This window comes from Novosphingobium sp. ZN18A2, assembly GCF_036784765.1.
GTDB lineage: Bacteria > Pseudomonadota > Alphaproteobacteria > Sphingomonadales > Sphingomonadaceae > Novosphingobium.
In genome coordinates, this window is record NZ_CP136651.1 from 1,476,983 (window position 1) to 1,499,323 (window position 22,341).

Below are 22,341 nucleotides of genomic sequence, written 5' to 3' on the forward strand. Positions count from 1 at the left end.
CGCATCAGGCGGCGCGTCCGGTTTTTGCCGGGCGCGCCGTCTTTTTATCCGGCTATCAACAGGGCTAGAGGAGGGGAATGGAACAGTCGCGCACCATAACCATCGTCGGCGGCGGGACCGCGGGCTGGATGACCGCCGCCACGCTGTCGCGCTATCTGGGCCGTGGCTGGCGCATCGTGCTGGTGGAATCGGAAGAAATCGGCACGGTGGGCGTCGGCGAAGCGACGATCCCGCAATTGCAGATATTGCACCGCGCGCTGGGCATCGACGAGGACCAGTTCCTCTCCCGCTGCAACGGCACCTACAAGCTGGGGATAGAGTTTGCCGGGTGGGGCGATGCGGACAGCCGCTATATCCATGCTTTCGGAGAGATCGGTCGCCCGCTGGGGCTGGTGCCGTTCCACCATTACTGGCTGCGCAGCCGGGGCAAGGCCGCTTTCCGCGCGCTTGATGCTTATTCGCTGAACGCCGTCGCCGCCTATGCGGGCCGGTTCCAGCGCGGCGCGCCGCAAGGCCGCGCGCCGCTGGGCGGGCTGGGCCACGCCTATCATTTCGACGCGTCGCTCTATGCCCGCTTCCTGCGTGAATATGCCGAAGCGCGCGGCGTTATGCGGATCGAGGGGCGCATCGTCGATGTCGCGCTCGACGGCGAAAGCGGCAATGTGACCGGCGTAACGCTGGCCGGTGGCGAACGCATTGGCGGCGACCTTTTCGTCGATTGCTCCGGCTTTCGCGGTCTGTTGATCGAACAGGCGCTGGGCACGGGATACGAGGACTGGACCCGCTGGCTCCCGTGCGACGGTGCGATTGCCGTGCAATGCGCGCGCACCGATCCGCTGCTGCCGTTTACGCGATCCACCGCGCGCGAGGCAGGCTGGCAGTGGCGCATCCCGCTGCAGACGCGCACCGGCAATGGTCATGTCTTCTGCAGCCGGTTCATGGAAGCGGACAAGGCGCAGGACGTGCTGCTGGCGAACCTTGACGGAGCGCCGGTGACTGAGCCGCGTCTGCTGCGCTTCACCACCGGGCGGCGCAAGCGGTTCTGGCATCGCAATGTCGTGGCGCTGGGTCTTGCGGCGGGGTTCATGGAGCCGTTGGAATCGACCAGCATCCACCTTGTCCAGTCCGGCATAGAGCGGTTGCTCAGGTTCTTGCCCGGCTCTGACCTGCGCGATGCGGATGTTGATGCGTTCAACGCGCAGACCGTATTCGAATACGAAGCGGTGCGCGACTTTCTGATCCTGCATTACAAGGTCAACCGCCGGGCGGAACCGTTCTGGCGCGCCTGCGCGGAAATGCAGGTGCCAGACAGCCTGGCCGCAAAGATCGACCTGTTCGAAGCGAACGGTCGCATCACCCGCTTCAATGAAGAACTTTTCGCGGAAGTCGGCTGGCTGCAGGTCATGGCCGGGCAAGGCCTGAAGCCCGCCGGGCATCACCCGTTGGCAGACCAGCCCACCGATGCCGAACTGGCGGAGTTCCTGTCGCTTCTGGCGAACGGTGTTGCGCAGCAGGTTGGCGCGATGCCAACGCATTTGGACTTCATCGCGCGGCACAGCCCTGCGGCCCTAGCCTGATCTGACGCCGCTCTTCAGGTCGGGACGCCCATCAGGAACGTGTTGACGGTAAGCCTGCCAAACCGTGGATCGGCGGAAAAGCTGGCGTCCGGCGCTATGTCTGCGCAGTGCAGCGACTGTCCGCGATAGATCAGCGCGCGGTTGAAGCGACCCTCGAACCGGGCGATGCGTTCGAAAACCGGCGTGTCTCCCGCGATATAGGCGGGGCCGGGCATCCCGTTTTCCGCCACATCGCGGCGAAGCGCGGTTTCGTATTGCCCTAGCCGGTCCTTGTCGACGGTTTCGAACCCGGTTGCGCGATGGCGATAGAACGCGGTGCCGCTGCCTTCGCATCCGCCAAGGAAATGCAGCAGGGCCAGCCGCTCAGGCTCGCAGCCGTCGAAATGGGGCAGGCGCTGGATCGGGCGAAGCTGCGCGGGCGAGGTGGTGACCAGCGAATACATCGCTTCGATCAGCCCCAGGTCGGCGTTTACACCGAACGTCTGCGCGATCGCTTCGGCCACCGGCGCGACGAAGGTGGCCACGCGCGGCGTCGGAACGGCGGCGCGCAGGCCGGGATAATACGGCCCCATCGGCCCGAAGCGCAGCGCGGCAGCCTCTTGCGCCAATGCTTGCGGATCGGGGACAAACGCGTCGATCACGATAACCGGCTGCGCTTCCGCGCCGATGGTTTCGATGGAGATGTGTCGCCCCGCGTGCATGGCGGCATAGTGCGTTCAAACCGGCGTAAGTTCCAGCGCCCTTGGCCTGCGCGACTATCGGCGCATCGACGCAGAATCGCTACATTCATGATATTGAATATAAAGCGTTTCGCTGCCGCTTCCGGTGCGCCGGGCCGGGGTGCGCGGCGGTAGGGGAGGTATACGTATTCGTCGCCAAATCGGACGCAAAGCTGGCAAAAGGGCAGGCGAGGAGAGGGTATTGCCTGGCACCAGCGAAATGAAATTCGGCCATGGGCTTTTCGAAGCGTCGGTCTTGGCCGGTCCGGCCACGCCGCCTGCGCCTGCTGCTGCGCGGGGTGCGCCGCAGGTTGGCGCTCTGCGGTCTCACCCGCGCGGTCGGTTTGCCGGCGTGTGCCGCGGAATGGCCGGTGCGCCCGGACCGGCGCGCGTCGTTTTTTCTTCCCCAGGCTTCGCGGTCCGCGCCGCCCGGCCTTGAGACAGACGGATTCCATGAACGAACAGCCCGCCATTTCAGCCGTGCCGGCTTCCACCGATCTGCCCTGGTGGAAGGGCGCGGCGATTTACCAGATCTATCCGCGCAGCTTTCTCGATTCCAACGGGGACGGAATCGGCGATCTGCCGGGTATTGCCGCGAAGCTGGATTATGTCGCCTCACTGGGCGTCGACGCGATCTGGATTTCGCCGTTCTTCACCTCGCCGATGGCCGATTTCGGCTATGACGTGGCCGACTATCGCGGTGTCGACCCCATCTTCGGCACGCTGTCCGATTTCGACGCACTGGTGCGCCGCGCGCACGAGCTGGGACTGAAAGTCACCATCGACCAGGTCTATGCCCACACGTCCGACAGGCACGCCTGGTTTGCCGAGAGCCGCGAAAGCCGCACCAACGGCAGGGCCGACTGGTACGTGTGGGCGGATGCGAAGCCCGAGGGGGCGCCCCCCAGCAACTGGCAATCCGTGTTCGGCGGGCCGGCGTGGACGTGGGACGCGCGGCGCGGGCAGTATTACCTGCACAATTTCCTCAGCGCCCAGCCGCAGTTGAACGTGCATGAGCCCGCAGTGCAGGATGCGCTGCTGGATGTGGCACGTTTCTGGCTGGATCGCGGGGTAGACGGGTTCCGGCTCGATGCGCTGAACTTCGCGATGCACGATCCGCTGCTTCGCGACAATCCGCCCGCGCCGGACGATGGCAAGCCGCGCACGCGTCCGTTCGATTTCCAGCTTCACACCTACAACCAGTCGCACGCCGATATCCCGGCGTTTATCGAGCGCATTCGCGCGCTGTGCGACGGATATGGCGCGGTGTTCACGGTGGCAGAAGTGGGCGGCGCGGATGCGGACCGCGAAATGAAGCTGTTCACCGCCGGGGAACGCCGGCTGAACTCCGCCTATGGGTTCGATTTCCTTTATGCGGACCGGATCGGCCCCGCGCTGGTCGCCCGCGCAATCGATAACTGGCCGGACGAGCCCGGCACCGGCTGGCCGAGCTGGGCATTCGAGAATCACGATGCCCCGCGCGCGCTGTCGCGCTGGATCGACGCGGCGGACCGCGATGCCTTTGCGCGGATGAAGGCGCTGTTGCTGGGGGCGTTGCGCGGCAACGTGATCCTCTATCAAGGCGAAGAACTGGGTCTGACGCAGGTGGATATCCCCTTCGACAGGCTGCAAGACCCCGAAGCGATCGCCAACTGGCCGCTTACCCTGTCGCGCGATGGCGCGCGCACGCCGATGCCGTGGCAGGCGGACGCGGTGCAGGCAGGGTTCACGGCGGGCGAGCCCTGGCTGCCGCTGGGCGATGAGAACATCGCGCGCGCGGTGGACCGGCAAGAGGCCGATCCGGATTCGCTGCTGGCGTGGACGCGCAAGGTTCTGGCCCTGCGCCGCGCGCATCCGGCCTTGCGGATCGGCAGCGCGAAAGTGCTGGAAGCATCCGGCAATGTCCTGGCGATAGAGCGCGAGGCTGACGGCGACCGCATCCTGTGCGTGTTCAACATCGGGCCTGCCGGCGCGCGCTGGGAACCGGCCGATGCGCAAGGCTGGGACGTGCTTCTGGAAACAGGAAGCGTAACCGGCTGGTCCTTCGGCGGCTATGGCGCACTCGTCGCGCGCCGTCGCGCGGGTTAGGCACACGGCATGAACGGCACGCAGACCAACCCTTCCGCCAGCGGCCAGCCTGATGCCCTTCGCAGCATCGCGGTGATCGGCGGCGGTTCTGCAGGCTGGATGGCGGCGGCGGCGATTGCCAACGCGGTTGGCCGGTCGATCGCGGTAACGCTCGTCGAATCCGAACAGATCGGCACGATCGGCGTGGGCGAAGCGACGATCCCGCCGATCAAGATGTTCAACGCCCAGCTTGGCATTGCAGAGGCGGATTTCATCCGCGCCACGCAGGGCAGCTTCAAGCTGGGGATCGAGTTCGTCGGCTGGGGAGGGGCGGACTGCCGCTATTTCCACCCGTTCGGAACGTATGGCGCCGATTTCGACCGCGTGCCGCTGCACCATTACTGGGTGCGCGAACACTTGCGCGGTAAGGGCGCCCCGATCGACGACTGGTCGATGTGCTGGGCGCTGGCGCGCGAAAACCGTTTCGGTCCGCCCAATCCGAACCCGCGCGTCGTCCATTCCACGCACGATTATGCCTATCATTTCGATGCCGGGCTCTATGCGAAGCTGCTGCGCCGCTATTCCGAAGATCGCGGGGTCACGCGCATAGAAGGACGGATCACCTCGGTCCGGCGCGACGGGGAAACCGGCAATGTCGCTTCCGTCACGCTGGCGGACGGGCGGGAGGTTGCCGCCGATTTCTTCATCGATTGCACCGGCTTTGCCGGGTTGCTGATCGAAAAGACGCTGGACGCAGGGTACGAGGACTGGACGCATTGGCTGCCCTGCGATCGCGCGGCCGCGATGCCGAGCGAGAACGTGGGGCCGCTTACGCCCTACACCCGCTCAACCGCGCATCGGGCGGGCTGGCAGTGGCGCATTCCGTTGCAGCACCGCATGGGCAACGGCCACGTTTATTGTTCGGCCCGTCTGAGCGACGACGAGGCGGTAAATACGCTGCTGTCCAACGTGGAAGGCCAGCCGCTGGGCGATCCGCGCCTGCTGCGCTTCACCACCGGCAGGCGGCGCAAGACGTGGGTGCAAAACGTGCTCTCGCTGGGGCTGGCGGCGGGCTTCATGGAGCCGCTGGAATCGACCGGCCTGCACCTGGCCCAAAGCGGCATCAACCGCTTCCTGCTGCTGCTGCCAGATCGCGGCCATGACCCGTTGCTGGCAGAGGAATACAACCGCCTGACCGCGCTGGAATACGAACGCATCCGCGATTTCCTGATCCTCCACTACGCGGCGAACACGCGCGACGAGCCGTTCTGGAAGGCCTGTGCGGCGATGGCGGTTCCGGACGAGCTTTCATACAAGATCAGGCATTTCGCAAAGAACGCGCGGCTGGTTTCGCGCGACGACGAACTGTTCCGCAATCCGAGCTGGCTGGCGGTATTCGTGGGGCAGGGCGTGATCCCCGAAAGCTATGACCGGCTGGCCGATGCGCGGCCGCAGGTGGATGGCGCGGCGATGCTTGGCCGTTTGCGCGACATGATGCGCGATGCGGCGCGAACCTTCCCGACGCATGACGATTATATCGCGCAGCATTGCGCGGCTTCGCCGATCCCCGCCGCATCCGATGTCCGCTGATATCCCCTCCGTTCGCGAAACCGGGGCGACAGAGCGCGCGCGGTTCGAGGCGGAGATCGTCCCCGCCGGCGAGCCGGTGGCGCTGCGCGGGCAGGTTTCCGGCTGGCCGCTCTGCGCGCTGGCGGGCGACAGCGACGAGGCATTCTGCACGTACCTGACGGCGCGCGCCAACGATCGCCCGGCGCAGCTTTGGGCCGGTCCTTCCGGCATGCGTGGACGCTATGGCTGGTCGGCCGGTCTTTCGGGCGAGAACTTCGAACGCAAAATGGCGCCGCTTGCAACGATCTGCGAGCTTTTGCTGCGCTCTACCCGCGAAGCCGATGCCCCGGCGATGTTCGCCGGCGCGGTTAATCTAGACGAGCACGCGCCGGACCTGTTGCCCGACCTTGCCATTCCGCTGCTCGATTCCGCGCGGCACAGGCTGACGTCGCTGTGGATCGGGAATCCGGGGCGCACCGCCGCGCATTGGGACTTGCCCGACAACCTTTCCTGCGTGGTGCGGGGAGAGCGGCATTACCTGCTGTTTCCGCCCGAACAGGTGGGCAATCTCTATGTCGGCCCCATAGACCGCACGCTGGCCGGCCAACCGACCAGCATGGTCGATTGCGAAAATCCCGATTTCGAACGCTTCCCGCGTTATCGCGAAGCGCTGGCCCATGCGCGCGAGGCGGTGCTGCAACCGGGCGACGCGCTGTTCATTCCCTCCATGTGGTTCCACCAGGTAATCTCGACCGCGCCGCTGGGCGCGCAAGTGAACTTCTGGTGGCGCGAGAACGACGCCGAGACGCTCTCTCCGCAATCGACCCTGCTGCACGCGTTCCTGACCCTGCGCGACCTGCCGGAGCGCGAAAGGAAGGCGTGGCGGGCGTTCTTCGATCATTATGTGTTCGGCGATCCCGAACAGGCGGCTGCGCATATTCCCGAAGCGGCACGCTCGATACTCGGGCCGATCGGCTCGCAGGAACAGCTCAAGCTGGCCGAGCAACTCGTGAGCGAGCTTGTCGGCTGGCACAACCGTTTGCTTGGCAGCCGCAAGGACGGCTGACAGTCCCGCTTCCCATTCGATCCCATTGCCCGCAAGCGGGCCGCAACAGGAGCTTCGATCCCGTGACAACCCTTCTTTCCGCCGTGCGCAAGACCGCAACGCTGGGCGCCGCGGCCGCGTTTGCCTTGCCGTTGGCCGCATACGCGCAGGACGCGCAACCTTCCGTCACCGCTACATCGCCCGACGGATCGATAGTGCTGACCGTTTCCACCGATAACGACCAGCGGCCGACCTACTCGATCTCGCGCAAGGGCAAGCTGCTGATCGCGCCATCGAAGCTGGGTTTCCTGCTGACCGACGCCATCGCGATGGAGCGCGGATTTGCGATCACCGGGTCCGAAAAGGCGAGCGCCGATACAACCTGGGAGCAGCCCTGGGGCGAAAGCCGCTATGTGCGCGACCACCACAACGAGATTCTGGTCCACTTCAAGCAGTCGGCCGACTGGGGCGGGCGCCTGATGGACGTGCGTTTCCGCCTGTTCGATAACGGCGTGGGCTTCCGGTACGAGATACCGAAGCAACCGGCGATGACGACGATGAACATCGCCGACGAAATCACCGAGTTCGACGTCGCTTCCAAGGGAACCGCGTGGTGGATTCCGGGCGGGGAGTGGAACCGGTACGAGCAGATCTATCAAAAGACGCCGATCGATTGCGTGTCCACCGCGCATACGCCGGTGACGATGCGGCTGGACGACGGCACGCACCTGTCGTTCCACGAAGCGGCGCTGGTCGATTATTCGGGATATTGGCTGAAGCACGTAACCGGCGGACTGTTCCGCACCACACTCGCCCCGTCGCCCGACGGTCCGCGCGTAAGCCGCAAGCTGCCGTTCGACACGCCCTGGCGCACGATCCGCATCGCGCCCGATGCCGCCGGGCTGGTGGAGAACAACCTGGAGCTGAACCTCAACGAACCCAACAAGGAAGGCGACGTTTCGTGGTTCAAGCCGATGAAATACGTCGGCATCTGGTGGGGCATGATCACCGGCAAGTGGACCTGGGCCGAAGGGCCGAAGCATGGCGCAACCACCGAACGCGCGATGAAGACGATCGACTTCGCGGCAAAGCACCACTTCGGCGGGGTGCTGGTGGAAGGCTGGAACAGGGGCTGGAACGGCAACTGGCTGGGCCATGGCGACCAGTTCAGCTTTACCAGGGCGACGCCCGATTTCGACCTGGACAAGGTTGCAGCCTATGCGAAGAAGAAGGGCGTGCAGCTTATCGGCCATAACGAAACCGGCGGCGATATCGCGAACTATGAAGCGCAGATGGAAGATGCCTTCAGGCTTTATCACTCGCTGGGCATGAACTCGGTCAAGACCGGCTATGTCGCGGATGCGGGCGGGATCAACGCACCGGGCGACAAGCCGGGCACGATCAAGATGGAATGGCACGACGGGCAGCGTAACGTCGAACATCACCTGAAGGTGGTGAAGATGGCCGCCAGGTATCACATCGCCATCGACAGCCACGAACCCGTGAAGGACACGGGCCTTCGCCGCACCTATCCCAACTGGATCGATCGCGAAGGCGCGCGGGGCATGGAATATAACTCGTGGGGCAAGTTCGCCAATCCGCCGGGGCACGAAGCGACGCTGGTCTATACCCGGATGCTTTCGGGGCCGATGGACTTCACGCCGGGCGTGCTGACGCTGGAGGGCGCGAACGGCGTGCCGATGGCCTCTACGCTGGCCAAGCAGCTGGGGCTCTATCTTGCGATCTATTCGCCGATCCAGATGGCCGCGGACTTCACCGATAACCTGGCGAAGTTCCCGAAAGAGCTGGATTTCATCTCCAGGGTTCCGGCCAACTGGTCGGAAAGCCATCTGATCGCCGGCAGCGTGGGCGAATACGCGATCTTCGCGCGCAAGGACCGCAACAGCGATGACTGGTACCTGGGCGGCGTGAACGATGCGGACCAGCGCACGCTGACGCTGAACTTCGATTTCCTCGATCCGGGCAAGACCTATACCGCCACGATCTACAAGGACGGCGAGGGGGCAACCTATCTGACGGATGCGCGCCACAGGATCGCAATCGAAACCCGCACGTTCCGCAAGGGCGATACCTACAAGCTGTGGCTGGCCCCCGGCGGCGGCGCGGCCATCCGGCTGCATCCGGGCAAGTAATCGGGCAGCGATTTGAGATCCAGGGCCGGGGTGTCCGGAGGCTAGTCCGGGCACCCCTTTTGGTCTCATGCGTTATGCCCTTGGAAGAGGGCGCGGTTCTTCGCATACTTATGCGACGTGCAAGCCCGGCCCCAAGCGGCTATCCGGCGATCCGAGCGAGCAGGCACGCGCAGTACGGATCGCCGCTCCACCAAGGGAGAAGCGCTGGTTATGAACGACGGAAGTTCCTCCGCCCTGCTGCTGTTCGGCGCCACTGGCGACCTTGCGCGGCGCATGTTGCTCCCCTCGCTCTATGCGCTGCACGAGGACGAGCTGATCCGTCCCGGCCTGCGCATCGTCGGCACGGCCCGGTCCGAACACAGCGACGAGGAATTTCGCGAGATGGCGAAAGCCGCGCTCGACGAATTCCTTCCCGCGGACCGCAAGGACGATGCGAAGCTTGGCACGTTCCTGAAGCGCCTGTCCTACCAGGCGCTGGACGCATCGACGATCGAGGGTTTTGACGACCTCGCGAAGAAGGTGGGCGATACCTCTGGCGGCCTGTCGATCTTCCTGTCGACCGCGCCTTTCCTGTTCGAACCCACGATCAAGGGGCTTTCGCAATCCGGCCTTGCCCATCCGGGCGTGCGGATCGGGCTGGAAAAGCCGCTGGGCGAGGATCTGGAATCCAGCCGCGTGATCAACGACGCCGTGGGATCGGCCTTTTCCGAAGACCGCATCTTCCGGATCGATCACTATCTGGGCAAGGAAACCGTGCAGAACCTGATGGTCCTGCGCTTCGCCAACATGATGTTCGAGCCGCTGTGGAACGCGCACGGCATCGACCATGTGCAGATCACCATCAGCGAGACCGTGGGGCTTGAGGGCCGCAAGGGATTTTACGACGATACCGGCGCGTTGCGCGACATGGTGCAGAACCACATGCTCCAGCTTGTCGCCCTGACCGCGATGGAACCGCCGGCCGATTACGACGCGACATCGATCCGCGACGAAAAGGTGAAAGTCCTGCGTGCGCTGCGCCCGGTTGGCGCGGACGAGATGGTGCGCGGGCAATATGCCAAGGGCGCGGTCGGCGGCACGGCGGTGAAGGGGTATGTCGAGGATCTTGGCGCCCCGTCCGAGACGGAGACGTTCGTTGCGCTGAAGGCCCATGTCGACAACTGGCGCTGGCAGGGCGTGCCGTTCTACCTGCGCACCGGCAAGCGCATGGCCGAACGCCGCAGCGAGATCGTGGTCCAGTTCAAGGAAGTGCCGCACAACATCTTTGCCCAGCGGCAGGGCAAGCTGCGCGCCAACCGTCTGGTGATCCGGTTGCAGCCCGAAGAATACGTGCGGCTTCAGGTCATGGCCAAGGAGCCGAGCCTCGACCGCGAAGGCATCCTTCTGCGCGAGGTTCCGCTGGACCTGTCGCTGACCCAGGCCTTTGCCAAGGCGCGCCGCCGCATTGCCTATGAACGCCTTCTGCTTGACCTGATCGAAGGCGAACAGACGCTGTTCGTGCGCCGCGACGAGGTGGAGGCGCAGTGGCGCTGGGTCGATGCCATCCGCAAGACCTGGCGTGACGACGACGTGGAAGTGAAATCGTACCCGGCCGGAAGCTGGGGGCCGAATGCCGGGATCGCCCTTGTCGCCCGCGACGGGAGAAGCTGGAATGACTGAGGAACGGGAGTTCAAGCCTGTTCCCCGCATCGTCTGGGCGGAACCCGGCGACGCCGAAGCGGTGGCCGAACGTATCGCCGCGGAAGTGTCGAAGCCGGGCAGGAAGCGCATTGCCGTGCCCGGCGGTTCTACCCCGATCCGCATTTTCGACCTGCTTGCCCACCGCAAGCTGGACTGGTCGGGCGTCACGCTGACGTTGACCGACGACCGCCAGGTGCCCGACGATCACGAGGCGAGCAACTTTCGCAAGCTGTCCGCCGCGCTGGGATCGAGCGGCGCGACGATAGAGCGGCTGGAGGAAGGGCGGCGTGTCGACCCCTTCGATCTCGTCTGGCTGGGCATGGGCGCGGATGGGCACATCGCATCGCTGTTCCCGCACATGGTTGCCGAAATCCGCCCCGGCCGCACCGTGATTTCCACCACGCCGATCCCGCTTCCGCCTGAAGCGCCGTTCGCGCGCCTGACGCTGAACCGCAGGGCGCTGTGCGCCGCGAAAGAAGTGATCATCGTGATAACCGGCGACGAAAAGCGCCGCGTGATCGAAAAGGCGCAGAACGGCAACGACGCGTCTTATCCGGTCAGCGACGTGCTGCACGGCTGCGGCGCGCCTGTCACCATCTACTGGAGCAAGTGATGTCTCTCCACCCCGTCGTCGCCCGCGTTACAGCTCGCATCGTCGCGAAGTCGAAGGACAGCCGCGCCGCCTATCTCTCGCTGATCGACGATGCGCGCGATGCCGGCGTCAACCGGCCGAAACTGTCCTGCGGCAACCTGGCGCACGGCTTTGCCGCAAGCGGGCCGGACAAGCTGGCCCTGCGCAAGGGCGGCGCGATGAACATCGGCATCGTCACGGCTTATAATGACATGCTTTCCGCGCATCAGCCCTATGGCCGCTATCCTGAACAGATAAAGGTCTGGGCGCGAGAGGTGGGTGCGACCGCGCAAGTCGCGGGCGGCGTCCCCGCGATGTGCGACGGGGTTACGCAAGGCCAGGATTCGATGGAGCTTTCGCTGTTCAGCCGCGACACAATCGCGCTGTCGGCCTCTGTCGCGCTCAGCCACGGGATGTTCGAAGCGGCGCTGCTGCTGGGCATCTGCGACAAGATCGTGCCCGGCCTGCTGATCGGCGGCCTGCGTTTCGGCCACCTGCCGATGATCCTGGTGCCCGCGGGGCCGATGCCGTCCGGCCTGCCGAACAAGCGCAAGGTGGAAGTCCGCCAGCTCTATGCAGAGGGCAAGGTGGGACGTGACGAACTGCTTGAGGCGGAAAGCGAAAGCTATCACGACGCGGGCACCTGCACGTTCTATGGCACGGCCAATTCCAACCAGATGATGATGGAGATGATGGGCCTGCACATGCCTGGCTCCAGCTTCGTCCATCCCCATGCCAAGCTGCGCCAGGAACTGACGCGCGCCGCCGTCCACCGCGCCACGCAGATCGGGTGGGAGGGCGACGATTACCGCCCGCTGGGCCACTGCGTCGATGAAAAGGCTATCGTGAACGCGATCGCGGGCCTGCTGGCCACCGGCGGTTCGACCAACCATTTCATCCACTTGCCCGCCATCGCGCGCGCCGCAGGCATTCAGATCGACTGGGATGACATGGACGAACTGTCTCGCGCGGTTCCGCTGATCGCCAGCGTCTATCCCAACGGCGCGGGGGATGTGAACGCCTTTGCGGAAGCGGGCGGGATGCCGTTCGTGATCCGCGAACTGGTCGAAGCCGGGCTGGCGCATGGCGATATCCGCACCGTTTATGGCACGTCGTTGCTGGACGGGGCGAAGCAGCCGGTGCTCGATGGCGATGCGCTCGCCTGGCGACCCGCGCCGGCGCAAAGCGCGGACGATCGCCTGCTGCGCCCCGCCTCCGCGCCGTTCCAGGCCGAAGGCGGACTGCGCCTGCTGGGCGGCGGTGAGCAGGGAATCGCGCTGGGCCGCGCCTGCATAAAGGTCAGCGCGGTCGCGAAGGAACGCTGGACCATCGAAGCGCCTTGCCGCGTCTTTGCTGACCAGAACGAGGCACTTGCCGCGTTCAAGGCGGGTGAACTGGAACGCGACGTGATCGTTGTCGTGCGCTTTCAGGGACCGGCGGCGAACGGGATGCCCGAATTGCACAAGCTGACGCCGGGGCTGGGCGTTTTGCAGGATCGCGGCTTCAAGGTCGCGCTTGTTACCGATGGCCGCATGTCCGGCGCGTCCGGCAAGGTGCCCGCGGCGATCCACGTTTCTCCCGAAGCCAAGCTGGGCGGACCGCTGGCGAAGTTGCGCGATGGCGATGTCGTGCGCGTTTGTGCGGAGCGCGGAGAGCTTTGCGCGCTGGTCGATCAGGCCGAATGGAATGCGCGTGAGGCCTGCCCCGCGCCGCCCGAGGCAATGGGAACGGGGCGCGAGCTTTTCGCCTTGATGCGCCATCACGCCGATCCGGCGGAACGCGGCGGTTCCGCGATCCTTGCGGCCGCCGGGCTCTGAGGGCAAGTAGGCGCGATGAAGATCGTCACGGTCGATATCGGCGGCACCCATGCCCGCTTCGCGCTTGCCGAGGTTTCCGGCGGCAAAGTGACCTCGCTGGATGATCCGGTTACGCTGAAAACGTCGGAATACGGAAGTTTCCAGCTTGCCTGGCAGGAATTCGGGCGGCGGCTGGAAGGGCCGATGCCAACGGGCCTTGCGATGGCCGTCGCCGGGCCGGTGGGCGGAGAGATAATCAAGTTCACCAACAATCCGTGGATCATCCGTCCGGCACTGGTGCATGAAAAACTGGGCGCCGAAACGCACGTGATCGTGAACGATTTCGAAGCGGTGGCGCACGCGGTTGCGCACGCCGGGCCGGAATACTTCATCCACCTTGCCGGTCCCGATACCGATTTGCCGGCGGAAGGCACGATCAGCGTGGTGGGGCCGGGCACCGGGCTGGGCGTTGCGCACCTGTGGCGCGGCAAACACGATTATCGCGTCCAGCCGACCGAAGGCGGGCATATAGACTATGCCCCGCACGACGGGATCGAGGATGCGATCCTGGCCCGGTTGCGCAAGCGGCTGCGCCGCGTGTCGGTGGAGCGTGTTGTGGCGGGGCCGGGCCTTGTCGATATCTATGAAACGCTCGCCGCGCTCCAGCACGTGCCGGTTGAATCGCGCGACGACAAGGAGTTGTGGCAACTTGGCACGTCGGGTGATGACCCGCTGGCGGCCGCGGCTGTGGACCGGTTCTGCCTTTCGCTCGGTTCGGTCGCGGGCGATATCGCGCTGGCGCAGGGCGCGAAGGCGGTTGTCATGGCCGGGGGGCTGGGGCTGCGCATCAAGGATACGCTGGTCGCATCGGGCTTTTCGGATCGCTTCGTGGCCAAGGGCCGGTTCGAAGGGATGATGGCTGCCATGCCGGTGAAACTCATCACCCATCCCCAGCCTGGCCTGTTCGGCGCCGCCGCCGCCTATGCCCAGGCGCACACAGGTTCCTGACAAGCGGGCTGGAAAAACCGCACAATTGCGTTAGTCTATCGCCCGATAAACGGGAGAGACTGCATATGACGTACCAACCTTTCGATCTTGGCGGAAAAGTCGCGCTGGTTACCGGCGGCAATGGTGGGATCGGGTTGGGCATGGCCGAAGCGCTTGCTGCTGCGGGTGCCGACGTGATGATCTGGGGCACCAATCGGGAAAAGACGAAAGCGGCGGAAAAGCAGCTTCGTTCGCACGGCGGGCGTGTCGAATCGGCTATTGTCGACGTGGCGGACGAAAGCGCGGTGGTCGATGCAATGGGATCGGCGGCAGAGGCGATGGGACGGCTGGATTTCGTCGCCGCCAATTCGGGCCGCGGCGCACGCTCGCCTTCGTTTCACGAGATGACGACGGAAAGCTGGCACCACGTCATGGCGCTAAACCTCGACGGCGCCTTCTGGACGCTTCGCGAAGCGGCAAAGCACATGGTCGCGCGGGCCGAGGCGGGCGACAGGGGCGGCTCGCTGGTCGCGATTTCGTCAACCTCCGTGATCCATGGCGCGCCCGCGAACGAAGCCTATGGCGCCAGCAAGGGCGCGCTGATCCCGATGGTGAAGGGCATAGCGGTCGAATACGGCAAGCACGATATCCGCGCCAATGCGATCCTGCCCGGCTGGACCCGATCCGAAATGACCGCGCCGCTGCAGGCGTGGGACAAATTCAATGAAAAGGCGATCGGCCGCGTGCCCGTCCGTCGTTGGGGAGAGCCGGAGGATTTCGGCGGGATTGCGGTCTATCTCGCGTCCGACGCTTCACGCTTTCACACGGGCGATACCTTCGTGATTGACGGCGGATACACCGTGTTCTGATCGCGGTGATCTCTGACGCTGCGGCTTGCCAAGCGCGCCGCCAGCGCATAGCGGAAATTTAATCGCGCGATGAAATTCGTTTCTCGCGCACCTGAAGACCGCATCCGCAAGGGGACCTGCGATGAAACTCGGACGGCTGAACCACATTGGCGTTGCGACGCCCTCCATCGCGGATTCCGTGGCGTTTTACCGCGACGTGATGGGTGCCACCAAGATCCACGATCCCTTCGATCTTCCCTCGCAGGGGGTGAAGGTCTGCTTCGTCGATACACCCACCGATTCGGGCATGAACGGCACCCAGATCGAACTGATCGAACCGCTGCCGGGCAATACCTCGATCAAGGGGTTCCTCGAAAAGAACCCGCAAGGGGGGCAGCATCACATGTGCTATGAAGTGCCCGATATCCACGAGGCGAAGGCCTGGTTCGAAAGCCAGGGCAAGCGTGTGCTTGGTGAACCGCGCATCGGCGCGCACGGCACGCCCATTTTTTTCGTCCACCCCAGGGACATGGGCGGGATACTCACCGAAATCATGGAAACACCAAAAGAAAATACACACTGGTCGAACTGACCGGGCAGGAAAGGATGGCTGAATGACCTACGAAACGATCACGCTGGAAGTTGCCAACCAGGTCGCCACGCTGACGCTCAACCGGCCTGACCGGCTCAACGCCTGCTCGCTGGGCATGGCCGACGATATTTCCGCCGCGCTCGACCAGCTTGGCGATGCGCGGGTACTGGTGCTGAAGGGTGCGGGCCGTGCGTTCTGTTCGGGCGCAGACCTTCAGGCGCGGGGCGATCGCCCGGTGACCGGCGGGCAGGGCAGCTACATCGCGCTGACCGAGAAATACAATCCCATGATCATGAAGCTGGCGCGGCTCGATATGCCGGTCATCAGTGAAGTCAGGGGCGCCGCGGCGGGCGTGGGCTGCTCCATCGCGCTGGTGGCGGATTTCGTCGTTGCGGCCAAAAGCGGTTACTTCCTGCAGGCATTCGTCAACATCGGACTGGTGCCCGATGGCGGCGCCACGTGGATACTGCCGCGCCTGATCGGCAAGGCGCGCGCCACGCGGATGATGATGCTGGGCGAAAAGATCTATGGCGAACAGGCGGAAGACTGGGGCCTGATCTACAAGTGCGTCGATGACGAGGAACTGGATAACGAGGTGGATTCGCTGGCCGCGCGGCTTGCGGGTGGACCGACTGTTTCTTACGCGACGATGCGCAAGAACATCCTCTACAGCCTTGAGCACGGCTATGCCGATACGCTCCAGGCCGAAGCGGAAGGGCAGCGCATTGCGGGCGGCAGCGCGGACGCGGCCGAAGGCGGCAAGGCGTTTCTCGAAAAGCGCAAGCCGGAATTCAAGGGCAGGTAATCATGGCAAAAATCGAAGACTGGCAGGCTGCGGCTGACAAGGAAGTCAAGGGCAGGGACCTTACCTGGAATACGCCCGAAGGCTTTGCGATCAAGCCGCTTTATACCGAGAGCGACGTGACCGCCGATCCCGGCCTGCCGGGCTTCGCGCCGTTCACGCGCGGCGTGCGCGCCAGCATGTATGCGGGCCGCCCGTGGACGATCCGACAGTACGCGGGCTTTTCCACCGCAGAGGAATCGAACGCCTTCTATCGCCGCAACCTGGCGGCGGGACAGAAGGGCCTGTCGGTCGCCTTCGACCTTGCCACACACCGCGGGTATGACAGCGACCATCCGCGCGTTGTGGGCGACGTTGGCAAGGCCGGTGTTGCTATCGACAGCGTCGAGGACATGAAGATCCTGTTCGACGGCATCCCGCTCGACAAGATGAGCGTGTCGATGACCATGAACGGCGCGGTCATCCCAATCCTCGCCTTCTTCATCGTCGCGGGTCAGGAACAGGGCGTTCCGACCGAGCAGCTCGACGGAACCATCCAGAACGACATCCTCAAGGAGTTCATGGTCCGCAACACCTATATCTATCCGCCCGAACCCTCGATGCGGATCGTTTCGGATATCATTGCCTATACGTCGGCCAACATGCCGAAATTCAACTCTATTTCGATTTCCGGCTATCATATGCACGAAGCCGGGGCGACCGCGGTGCAGGAACTGGCCTTTACCATTGCGGATGGCAAGGCATATACCCAGCGCGCGATGGACGCCGGGCTGGATATCGACGCATTTGCCGGACGCCTCTCGTTCTTCTTCGGCATTGGCATGAACTTCTTCATGGAGATCGCCAAGCTGCGCGCCGCGCGCACGCTGTGGTGGCGCGTGATGGACGGGCTGGGCGCGAAAAGCGAACGCAGCAAGATGCTGCGCACCCACTGCCAGACCAGCGGCGTCAGCCTGCAAGAGCAAGACCCCTACAACAACGTGATCCGCACCACGATTGAAGCGATGGCCGCGACGCTGGGCGGAACCCAGTCGCTCCACACCAACGCGCTGGACGAAGCGATTGCGTTGCCGACGGACTTTTCCGCGCGCATCGCCCGCAACACGCAGATCGTGCTGGCCGAGGAAAGCGGCATCACCAAAGTCGTCGATCCGCTGGGCGGCTCATACTACATAGAGGCGCTGACGCAGGAACTGGTCGATGGTGCCTGGGCGCTGATCGAAGACGTCGATGCGGCGGGCGGGATGACGGCATATGTCGCCAGCGGCCAGCCCAAGGCGCAGATCGAGCAGGCGGCGGCGGCCAAGCAAGCGCGCGTCGACAAGGGCGAGGACGTGATCGTCGGCGTCAACAAGTACCGGCTCACCGATGAAGAGCCGATCGAAACGCTCGACATCGATAATCACAAGGTTCGCGAAGCGCAGGTCGCGCGGATCAAACGCACGCGCGAAAACCGCGACGAAGCGAAGTGCAAGGCCGCGCTCGCCGCGTTGACCGAGGGCGCGAAGGGCAAGGGCAACCTGCTTGAACTCGCGGTGGAGGCGGCGCGCCACCGCGCGACGCTGGGCGAGATTTCGGACGCGATGGAAGCCGCCTTCGGCCGTTACGACACGATGCCGACCCCGGTGAAGGGCGTTTACGGTCCGGCCTACAAGGATGACAGCCGTTACCGGCAGGTGATCGAAGGCGTGGAGGCCGTAACCCGCCGTCTGGGCCGCGCGCCGCGCGTGCTGGTCGCCAAGATGGGGCAGGACGGGCATGATCGCGGCGCCAACGTGATCGCCAGCGCGTTCAGCGACATGGGCTTCGATGTCACTAGCGGCCCGCTGTTCCAGACGCCGGAAGAAACCACCGCGTTGGCGTTGGAAAAGGATGTCGACGCGGTGGGCGCATCAAGCCTTGCCGCCGGGCACAAGACGCTGATCCCCGAACTGGTGCGCCGCCTGAAGGATGCAGGTAGGCCCGATATAAAGGTTGTTGCGGGTGGCGTGATCCCTCCGCAAGACTATGATTTCCTGCGTGACGCCGGGGTCCAGGGCATCTACGGCCCGGGATCGAACGTCGTCGAATGCGCGGCCGACATGCTCCGACTGCTGGGCCATAACATGCCCCCGGTCGGGGATGAACTGGAAGCCGCCGGATAACGCAGGAGAGAGCCGGAAATGGCGCAGAAACTTGAAACGATGGCAGTCCACGCGGGCACCGCGCCCGATCCGGCGACCAATGCGCGTGTCACGCCGATCTATCAGACCACCAGCTATGTCTTCGACAGCCCGGACCATGCGGCGGACCTGTTCAATCTCGATGCGGTGGGCAATATCTACACCCGGCTGATGAACCCCACCAACGGGGTGCTGGAAGCCAAGGTGGCGGCGATGGAAGGCGGCGCGGCGGCGCTTGCCACGGCGTCGGGCCATTCCGCGCAGTTCCTTGCCTTCCACACCATCATGGAGCCGGGCTGCGAAATCGTTGCGGCGAACAAGCTCTATGGCGGCTCGCTGAACCAGTTGGGCCAATCGTTCCGCAAGATGGACTGGCACACCACGTTCGTCGATGCGGACGATCCTGCGAATATTGCAGCGGCGATTACCGACAAGACCCGCGCCGTCTTTATCGAAAGCCTCGCCAATCCGGGCGGTGTGGTGCAGGATATCGCCGCCATCGCCGATGTGGCGCACAAGGCCGGCGTGCCGCTGATCGTGGATAACACGATGGCAACGCCTATCCTGTGCCGCCCGATCGAACACGGGGCCGATATCGTTGTCCATTCGGCAACCAAGTTCCTGAACGGGCACGGTAATTCGCTTGCCGGGGTGATCGTCGATTCGGGCAGGTTCGACTGGGCGAAATCGGGCAACTATCCCTATCTCAGCCAGCCGAATGCCAGCTATCACGGCAAGGTGTTCACCGAAGCGTTCGGCGAAGTGGCGTTCATCCTTGCCTGCCGTGCGCTGGGTATGCGCGATCTTGGGCCGCAACTGGCGCCGATGAACGCGTTTCTTGCGCTGACGGGCATGGAAACGCTGGCGCTGCGGATCGAACGGCATTGCGCGAACGGCCTGGCGCTCGCGCAGTGGCTGGAAAAGCATCCCAAGGTGGAATGGGTTTCCTATGCCGGCCTGCCATCCAGCCCCTATCACGCGCTGGCGCAGAAATACCTGGGCGGAAAGGGCGGCTCTGTTTTCACCTTCGGGCTGAAAGGCGGATACGAAGCGGGCGTGAAGCTGGTGACCGCCGTTGAACTGTTCAGCCATCTTGCCAACCTGGGCGATACGCGCAGCCTGATTATCCACCCGGCATCGACCACGCACCGCCAGCTTGAAGCGGCCGCCCAGATAGAGGCCGGCGCCGGGCCGGACGTGGTGCGCGTTTCGGTAGGCATCGAAAATATCGACGATATCATCGCCGATCTGGCGCAGGCGCTGGATCAGATATGACTTTGGACCTGGTTTGACGAAAGGTCATTGATGTTCAAGAAAATCCTTATCGCCAACCGCGGCGAAATCGCTTGCCGCGTGATCAAGACCGCGCGCCGCATGGGCATCAGGACGGTTGCGGTCTATTCCGATGCCGATGCGCGGGCGCCGTTTGTGCGCATGGCCGACGAAGCTGTTCACATCGGCCCGCCGCCCGCCGCGCAGTCTTACCTGATCGCGGACAAGATTATCGAAGCCTGCAAGCAGACCGGGGCCGAGGCGGTGCATCCGGGCTATGGCTTCCTGTCCGAGCGGACCAGCTTTGCCGAAGCTCTCGCCAAGGAAAACATCGCCTTCATCGGCCCGCCGGAAAACGCGATTGCGGCCATGGGCGACAAGATCGAATCGAAGAAGCTGGCGAGGGAAGCGGGCGTCAACGTCGTGCCCGGCTATGTGGGCGAAATCGACGATACCGAGCACGCGGTGCGTATCTCGAACGACATCGGCTATCCGGTGATGATGAAGGCCAGCGCGGGTGGCGGCGGCAAGGGCATGCGCCTTGCCTTCAGCGAAAAGGACGTGCGCGAAGGCTTTGAAAGCGTGAAGCGCGAAGGGCTGAACAGCTTTGGCGATGACCGCGTGTTCATCGAAAAGTTCATCGAAGACCCGCGCCACATCGAAATCCAGATCCTGGGCGACCAGCACGGCAACATCGTTTACCTGAACGAACGCGAATGCTCGATCCAGCGCCGCCACCAGAAGGTGGTGGAAGAAGCGCCGTCGCCCTTCGTCACGCCGGAAATGCGCAAGGCAATGGGCGAACAGTGCGTCGCGCTGTCAAAGGCCGTGGGATACTATTCCGCGGGCACGGTGGAACTGATCGTCTCGGGCAAGGACAAGACCGGAAAATCGTTCTATTTCCTCGAGATGAACACGCGCCTTCAGGTCGAGCATCCGGTGACCGAAGCGATCACCGGGATCGACCTGGTGGAACAGATGATCCGCGTGGCGGCGGGTGAAAAGCTGCCGTTCACGCAGAAGGATATCGGCATCGACGGCTGGGCGATCGAAAACCGCGTCTATGCCGAAGACCCCTATCGCGGCTTCCTGCCCTCCACGGGCCGCCTTGTGCGCTACAATCCGCCGGTGGAAGGCTGGACCGACGACGGTGCGGAAAACGGCCGCCGCGGTGTGGACGGCGTGCGCGTGGACGATGGCGTCTATGAAGGCGGCGAAGTTTCCATGTTCTACGATCCGATGATCGCCAAGCTCATCACCTGGGGCAAGACGCGCGACGAGGCGGCGGACAAGCAGATCGCCGCGCTCGATGCGTTCGAGATCGAGGGGCTGGGCCACAATATCGATTTCGTGAACGCGATCATGCAGCATCCGCGCTTTCGCTCGGGCGATCTGACCACGGGCTTTATCGCGGAAGAATATCCCGAAGGGTTCCACGGCGCGCCCGCGTCGCCAGAACTGGCGCGCCAGTTGGCCGCCATCGGGGGCTTCATCGCCACCGCGCGGGCGGATCGCGCGCGGCGCGTGGACGGCCAGCTTGGCGAAACGCTGGAAGCGCCGTCCGACTGGTCGGTGAAGGTTGGCGACACGGTGCTGGCGGTCTCGCTCGACGAGGACGAGGGCATCGCCGTCGACGGGGAGGTGATCGATCTGGCGATGGAATACACGCCGGGCGATCGCATGGTGTTTGCCGAGGTCGATGGCGAACCGTTGACGGTGAAGGTGGCAACCACCCGCACCGGCTTCCGCCTGACGACACGCGGCGCGATCCATGACGTGACGGTGCTCGCCGCGCGCGTTGCGGAGCTTTCGAAGCACATGATCGAAAAGATCCCGCCCGATCTTTCCAAGTTCCTGATCTGCCCGATGCCGGGCCTGCTCGTCACGCTTCACGTCAAGGAAGGCGACAAGGTAGAGGCCGGCCAGCCGCTGGCGGTGGTCGAGGCGATGAAGATGGAAAACATCCTGCGCGCCGAAAAGAGCGCCGTCGTCGCCAAGGTCAACGCGCAGGCGGGCGAAAGCCTTGCGGTCGACGCCGTGATCCTTGAAATGGAGTAATGCACCTAGATCACGACCCCTCCGCCGCGCCGGCCGATACGATCGGTTTCGACGACTTCCTGAAGGCCGACATTCGCGTTGGCACGATTGTCGAGGCCGAACCTTACCCCGAGGCGCGCAAGCCGAGCCTGAAGTTGCGGATCGATCTTGGTCCCGGCGTGGGCGTGAAGAAAAGCTGCGCCCAGATCGCCGCGCTCTATTCGCCCGAAACGCTGGTCGGGCGGCAGGTGGCGGCCGTGGTCAACTTCCCGCCGCGCCAGATCGGCAAGGCGCTGTCCGAAGTGCTGACGCTGGGCTTCGCGGACGAGGAGGGCCGGGTGGTGCTGTTCCAGCCCGACCGGCCCGTGCCCAACGGTTCGCGCCTGTTTTGATGGGGCACACGC

Annotated in this window: 17 protein-coding genes; 16 read left to right on the forward strand and 1 reads right to left on the reverse strand. The window is 64.3% G+C overall.

Features of this window, described 5'->3' with window-relative positions:
• The first annotated feature begins 77 nt into the window (after nt 1-77).
• Nucleotides 78-1,577: a tryptophan halogenase family protein gene (locus RXV95_RS07325; RefSeq protein ID WP_338468351.1), complete on the forward strand. Its 1,500-nt coding sequence runs from the start codon at nt 78-80 to the stop codon at nt 1,575-1,577.
• Nucleotides 1,578-1,591: 14 nt separating this feature from the next.
• Here RXV95_RS07325 and RXV95_RS07330 read toward each other — a convergent pair whose 3' ends face one another.
• Nucleotides 1,592-2,278, reverse strand: a complete 687-nt coding sequence (locus RXV95_RS07330; RefSeq protein ID WP_338468352.1) for a DUF6445 family protein — start codon at nt 2,276-2,278, stop codon at nt 1,592-1,594.
• Nucleotides 2,279-2,749: 471 nt separating this feature from the next.
• Here RXV95_RS07330 and RXV95_RS07335 point away from each other — a divergent pair, with 471 nt between their 5' ends.
• The 15 genes from RXV95_RS07335 to RXV95_RS07405 all read left to right on the forward strand — a co-directional run bounded on the left by RXV95_RS07335 (nt 2,750) and on the right by RXV95_RS07405 (nt 22,329).
• Entirely contained in the window at nt 2,750-4,384 is a 1,635-nt protein-coding gene (locus RXV95_RS07335) for an alpha-glucosidase (protein ID WP_338468353.1), read from the forward strand.
• Between the two features lie 9 nt (nt 4,385-4,393).
• Nucleotides 4,394-5,953 carry a tryptophan halogenase family protein gene (locus RXV95_RS07340; RefSeq protein WP_338468354.1) on the forward strand — a complete coding sequence of 520 codons (1,560 nt, stop codon included), beginning with the start codon at nt 4,394-4,396 and terminating at the stop codon, nt 5,951-5,953.
• A complete protein-coding gene (locus tag RXV95_RS07345) occupies nt 5,943-6,998 on the forward strand; it encodes a cupin-like domain-containing protein (protein WP_338468355.1) in 1,056 nt (351 codons plus the stop codon). The genes RXV95_RS07340 and RXV95_RS07345 overlap by 11 nt, the downstream gene beginning before the upstream one ends.
• A 125-nt stretch (nt 6,999-7,123) precedes the next feature.
• A complete protein-coding gene (locus RXV95_RS07350; RefSeq protein WP_338468525.1) occupies nt 7,124-9,130 on the forward strand; it encodes a glycoside hydrolase family 97 protein in 2,007 nt (668 codons plus the stop codon).
• Between the two features lie 210 nt (nt 9,131-9,340).
• On the forward strand, nt 9,341-10,789 hold the full coding sequence (zwf, locus tag RXV95_RS07355; RefSeq protein ID WP_338468356.1) for a glucose-6-phosphate dehydrogenase: 1,449 nt from the start codon (nt 9,341-9,343) through the stop codon (nt 10,787-10,789).
• Nucleotides 10,782-11,423 (forward strand): 6-phosphogluconolactonase, encoded by a 642-nt coding sequence (locus RXV95_RS07360; protein ID WP_338468357.1) that lies wholly within the window; start codon nt 10,782-10,784, stop codon nt 11,421-11,423. The genes zwf and RXV95_RS07360 overlap by 8 nt, the downstream gene beginning before the upstream one ends.
• The gene (edd, locus tag RXV95_RS07365) at nt 11,423-13,258 is read left to right on the forward strand and encodes a phosphogluconate dehydratase (protein WP_338468358.1); all 1,836 of its coding nucleotides are present in this window, start codon (nt 11,423-11,425) and stop codon (nt 13,256-13,258) included. The genes RXV95_RS07360 and edd overlap by 1 nt, the downstream gene beginning before the upstream one ends.
• Before the next feature lie 15 nt (nt 13,259-13,273).
• On the forward strand, nt 13,274-14,245 hold the full coding sequence (locus RXV95_RS07370) for a glucokinase (protein ID WP_338468359.1): 972 nt from the start codon (nt 13,274-13,276) through the stop codon (nt 14,243-14,245).
• 65 nt (nt 14,246-14,310) lie between these two features.
• Entirely contained in the window at nt 14,311-15,093 is a 783-nt protein-coding gene (locus RXV95_RS07375; protein WP_338468360.1) for an SDR family oxidoreductase, read from the forward strand.
• A gap of 121 nt (nt 15,094-15,214) precedes the next feature.
• Nucleotides 15,215-15,664, forward strand: a complete 450-nt coding sequence (mce, locus tag RXV95_RS07380; RefSeq protein WP_338468361.1) for a methylmalonyl-CoA epimerase — start codon at nt 15,215-15,217, stop codon at nt 15,662-15,664.
• 22 nt (nt 15,665-15,686) lie between these two features.
• Nucleotides 15,687-16,469, forward strand: coding sequence for an enoyl-CoA hydratase-related protein (locus tag RXV95_RS07385; RefSeq protein WP_338468362.1), 783 nt, complete (start codon nt 15,687-15,689; stop codon nt 16,467-16,469).
• 2 nt (nt 16,470-16,471) lie between these two features.
• Nucleotides 16,472-18,610: a methylmalonyl-CoA mutase gene (gene scpA / locus RXV95_RS07390; protein WP_338468363.1), complete on the forward strand. Its 2,139-nt coding sequence runs from the start codon at nt 16,472-16,474 to the stop codon at nt 18,608-18,610.
• Between the two features lie 18 nt (nt 18,611-18,628).
• On the forward strand, nt 18,629-19,903 hold the full coding sequence (locus tag RXV95_RS07395) for an O-acetylhomoserine aminocarboxypropyltransferase (protein WP_338468364.1): 1,275 nt from the start codon (nt 18,629-18,631) through the stop codon (nt 19,901-19,903).
• A gap of 30 nt (nt 19,904-19,933) precedes the next feature.
• Nucleotides 19,934-21,958, forward strand: a complete 2,025-nt coding sequence (locus RXV95_RS07400; protein WP_338468365.1) for an acetyl/propionyl/methylcrotonyl-CoA carboxylase subunit alpha — start codon at nt 19,934-19,936, stop codon at nt 21,956-21,958.
• Nucleotides 21,958-22,329 (forward strand): tRNA-binding protein, encoded by a 372-nt coding sequence (locus tag RXV95_RS07405; RefSeq protein WP_338468366.1) that lies wholly within the window; start codon nt 21,958-21,960, stop codon nt 22,327-22,329. The genes RXV95_RS07400 and RXV95_RS07405 overlap by 1 nt, the downstream gene beginning before the upstream one ends.
• Nucleotides 22,330-22,341 lie beyond the last annotated feature (12 nt).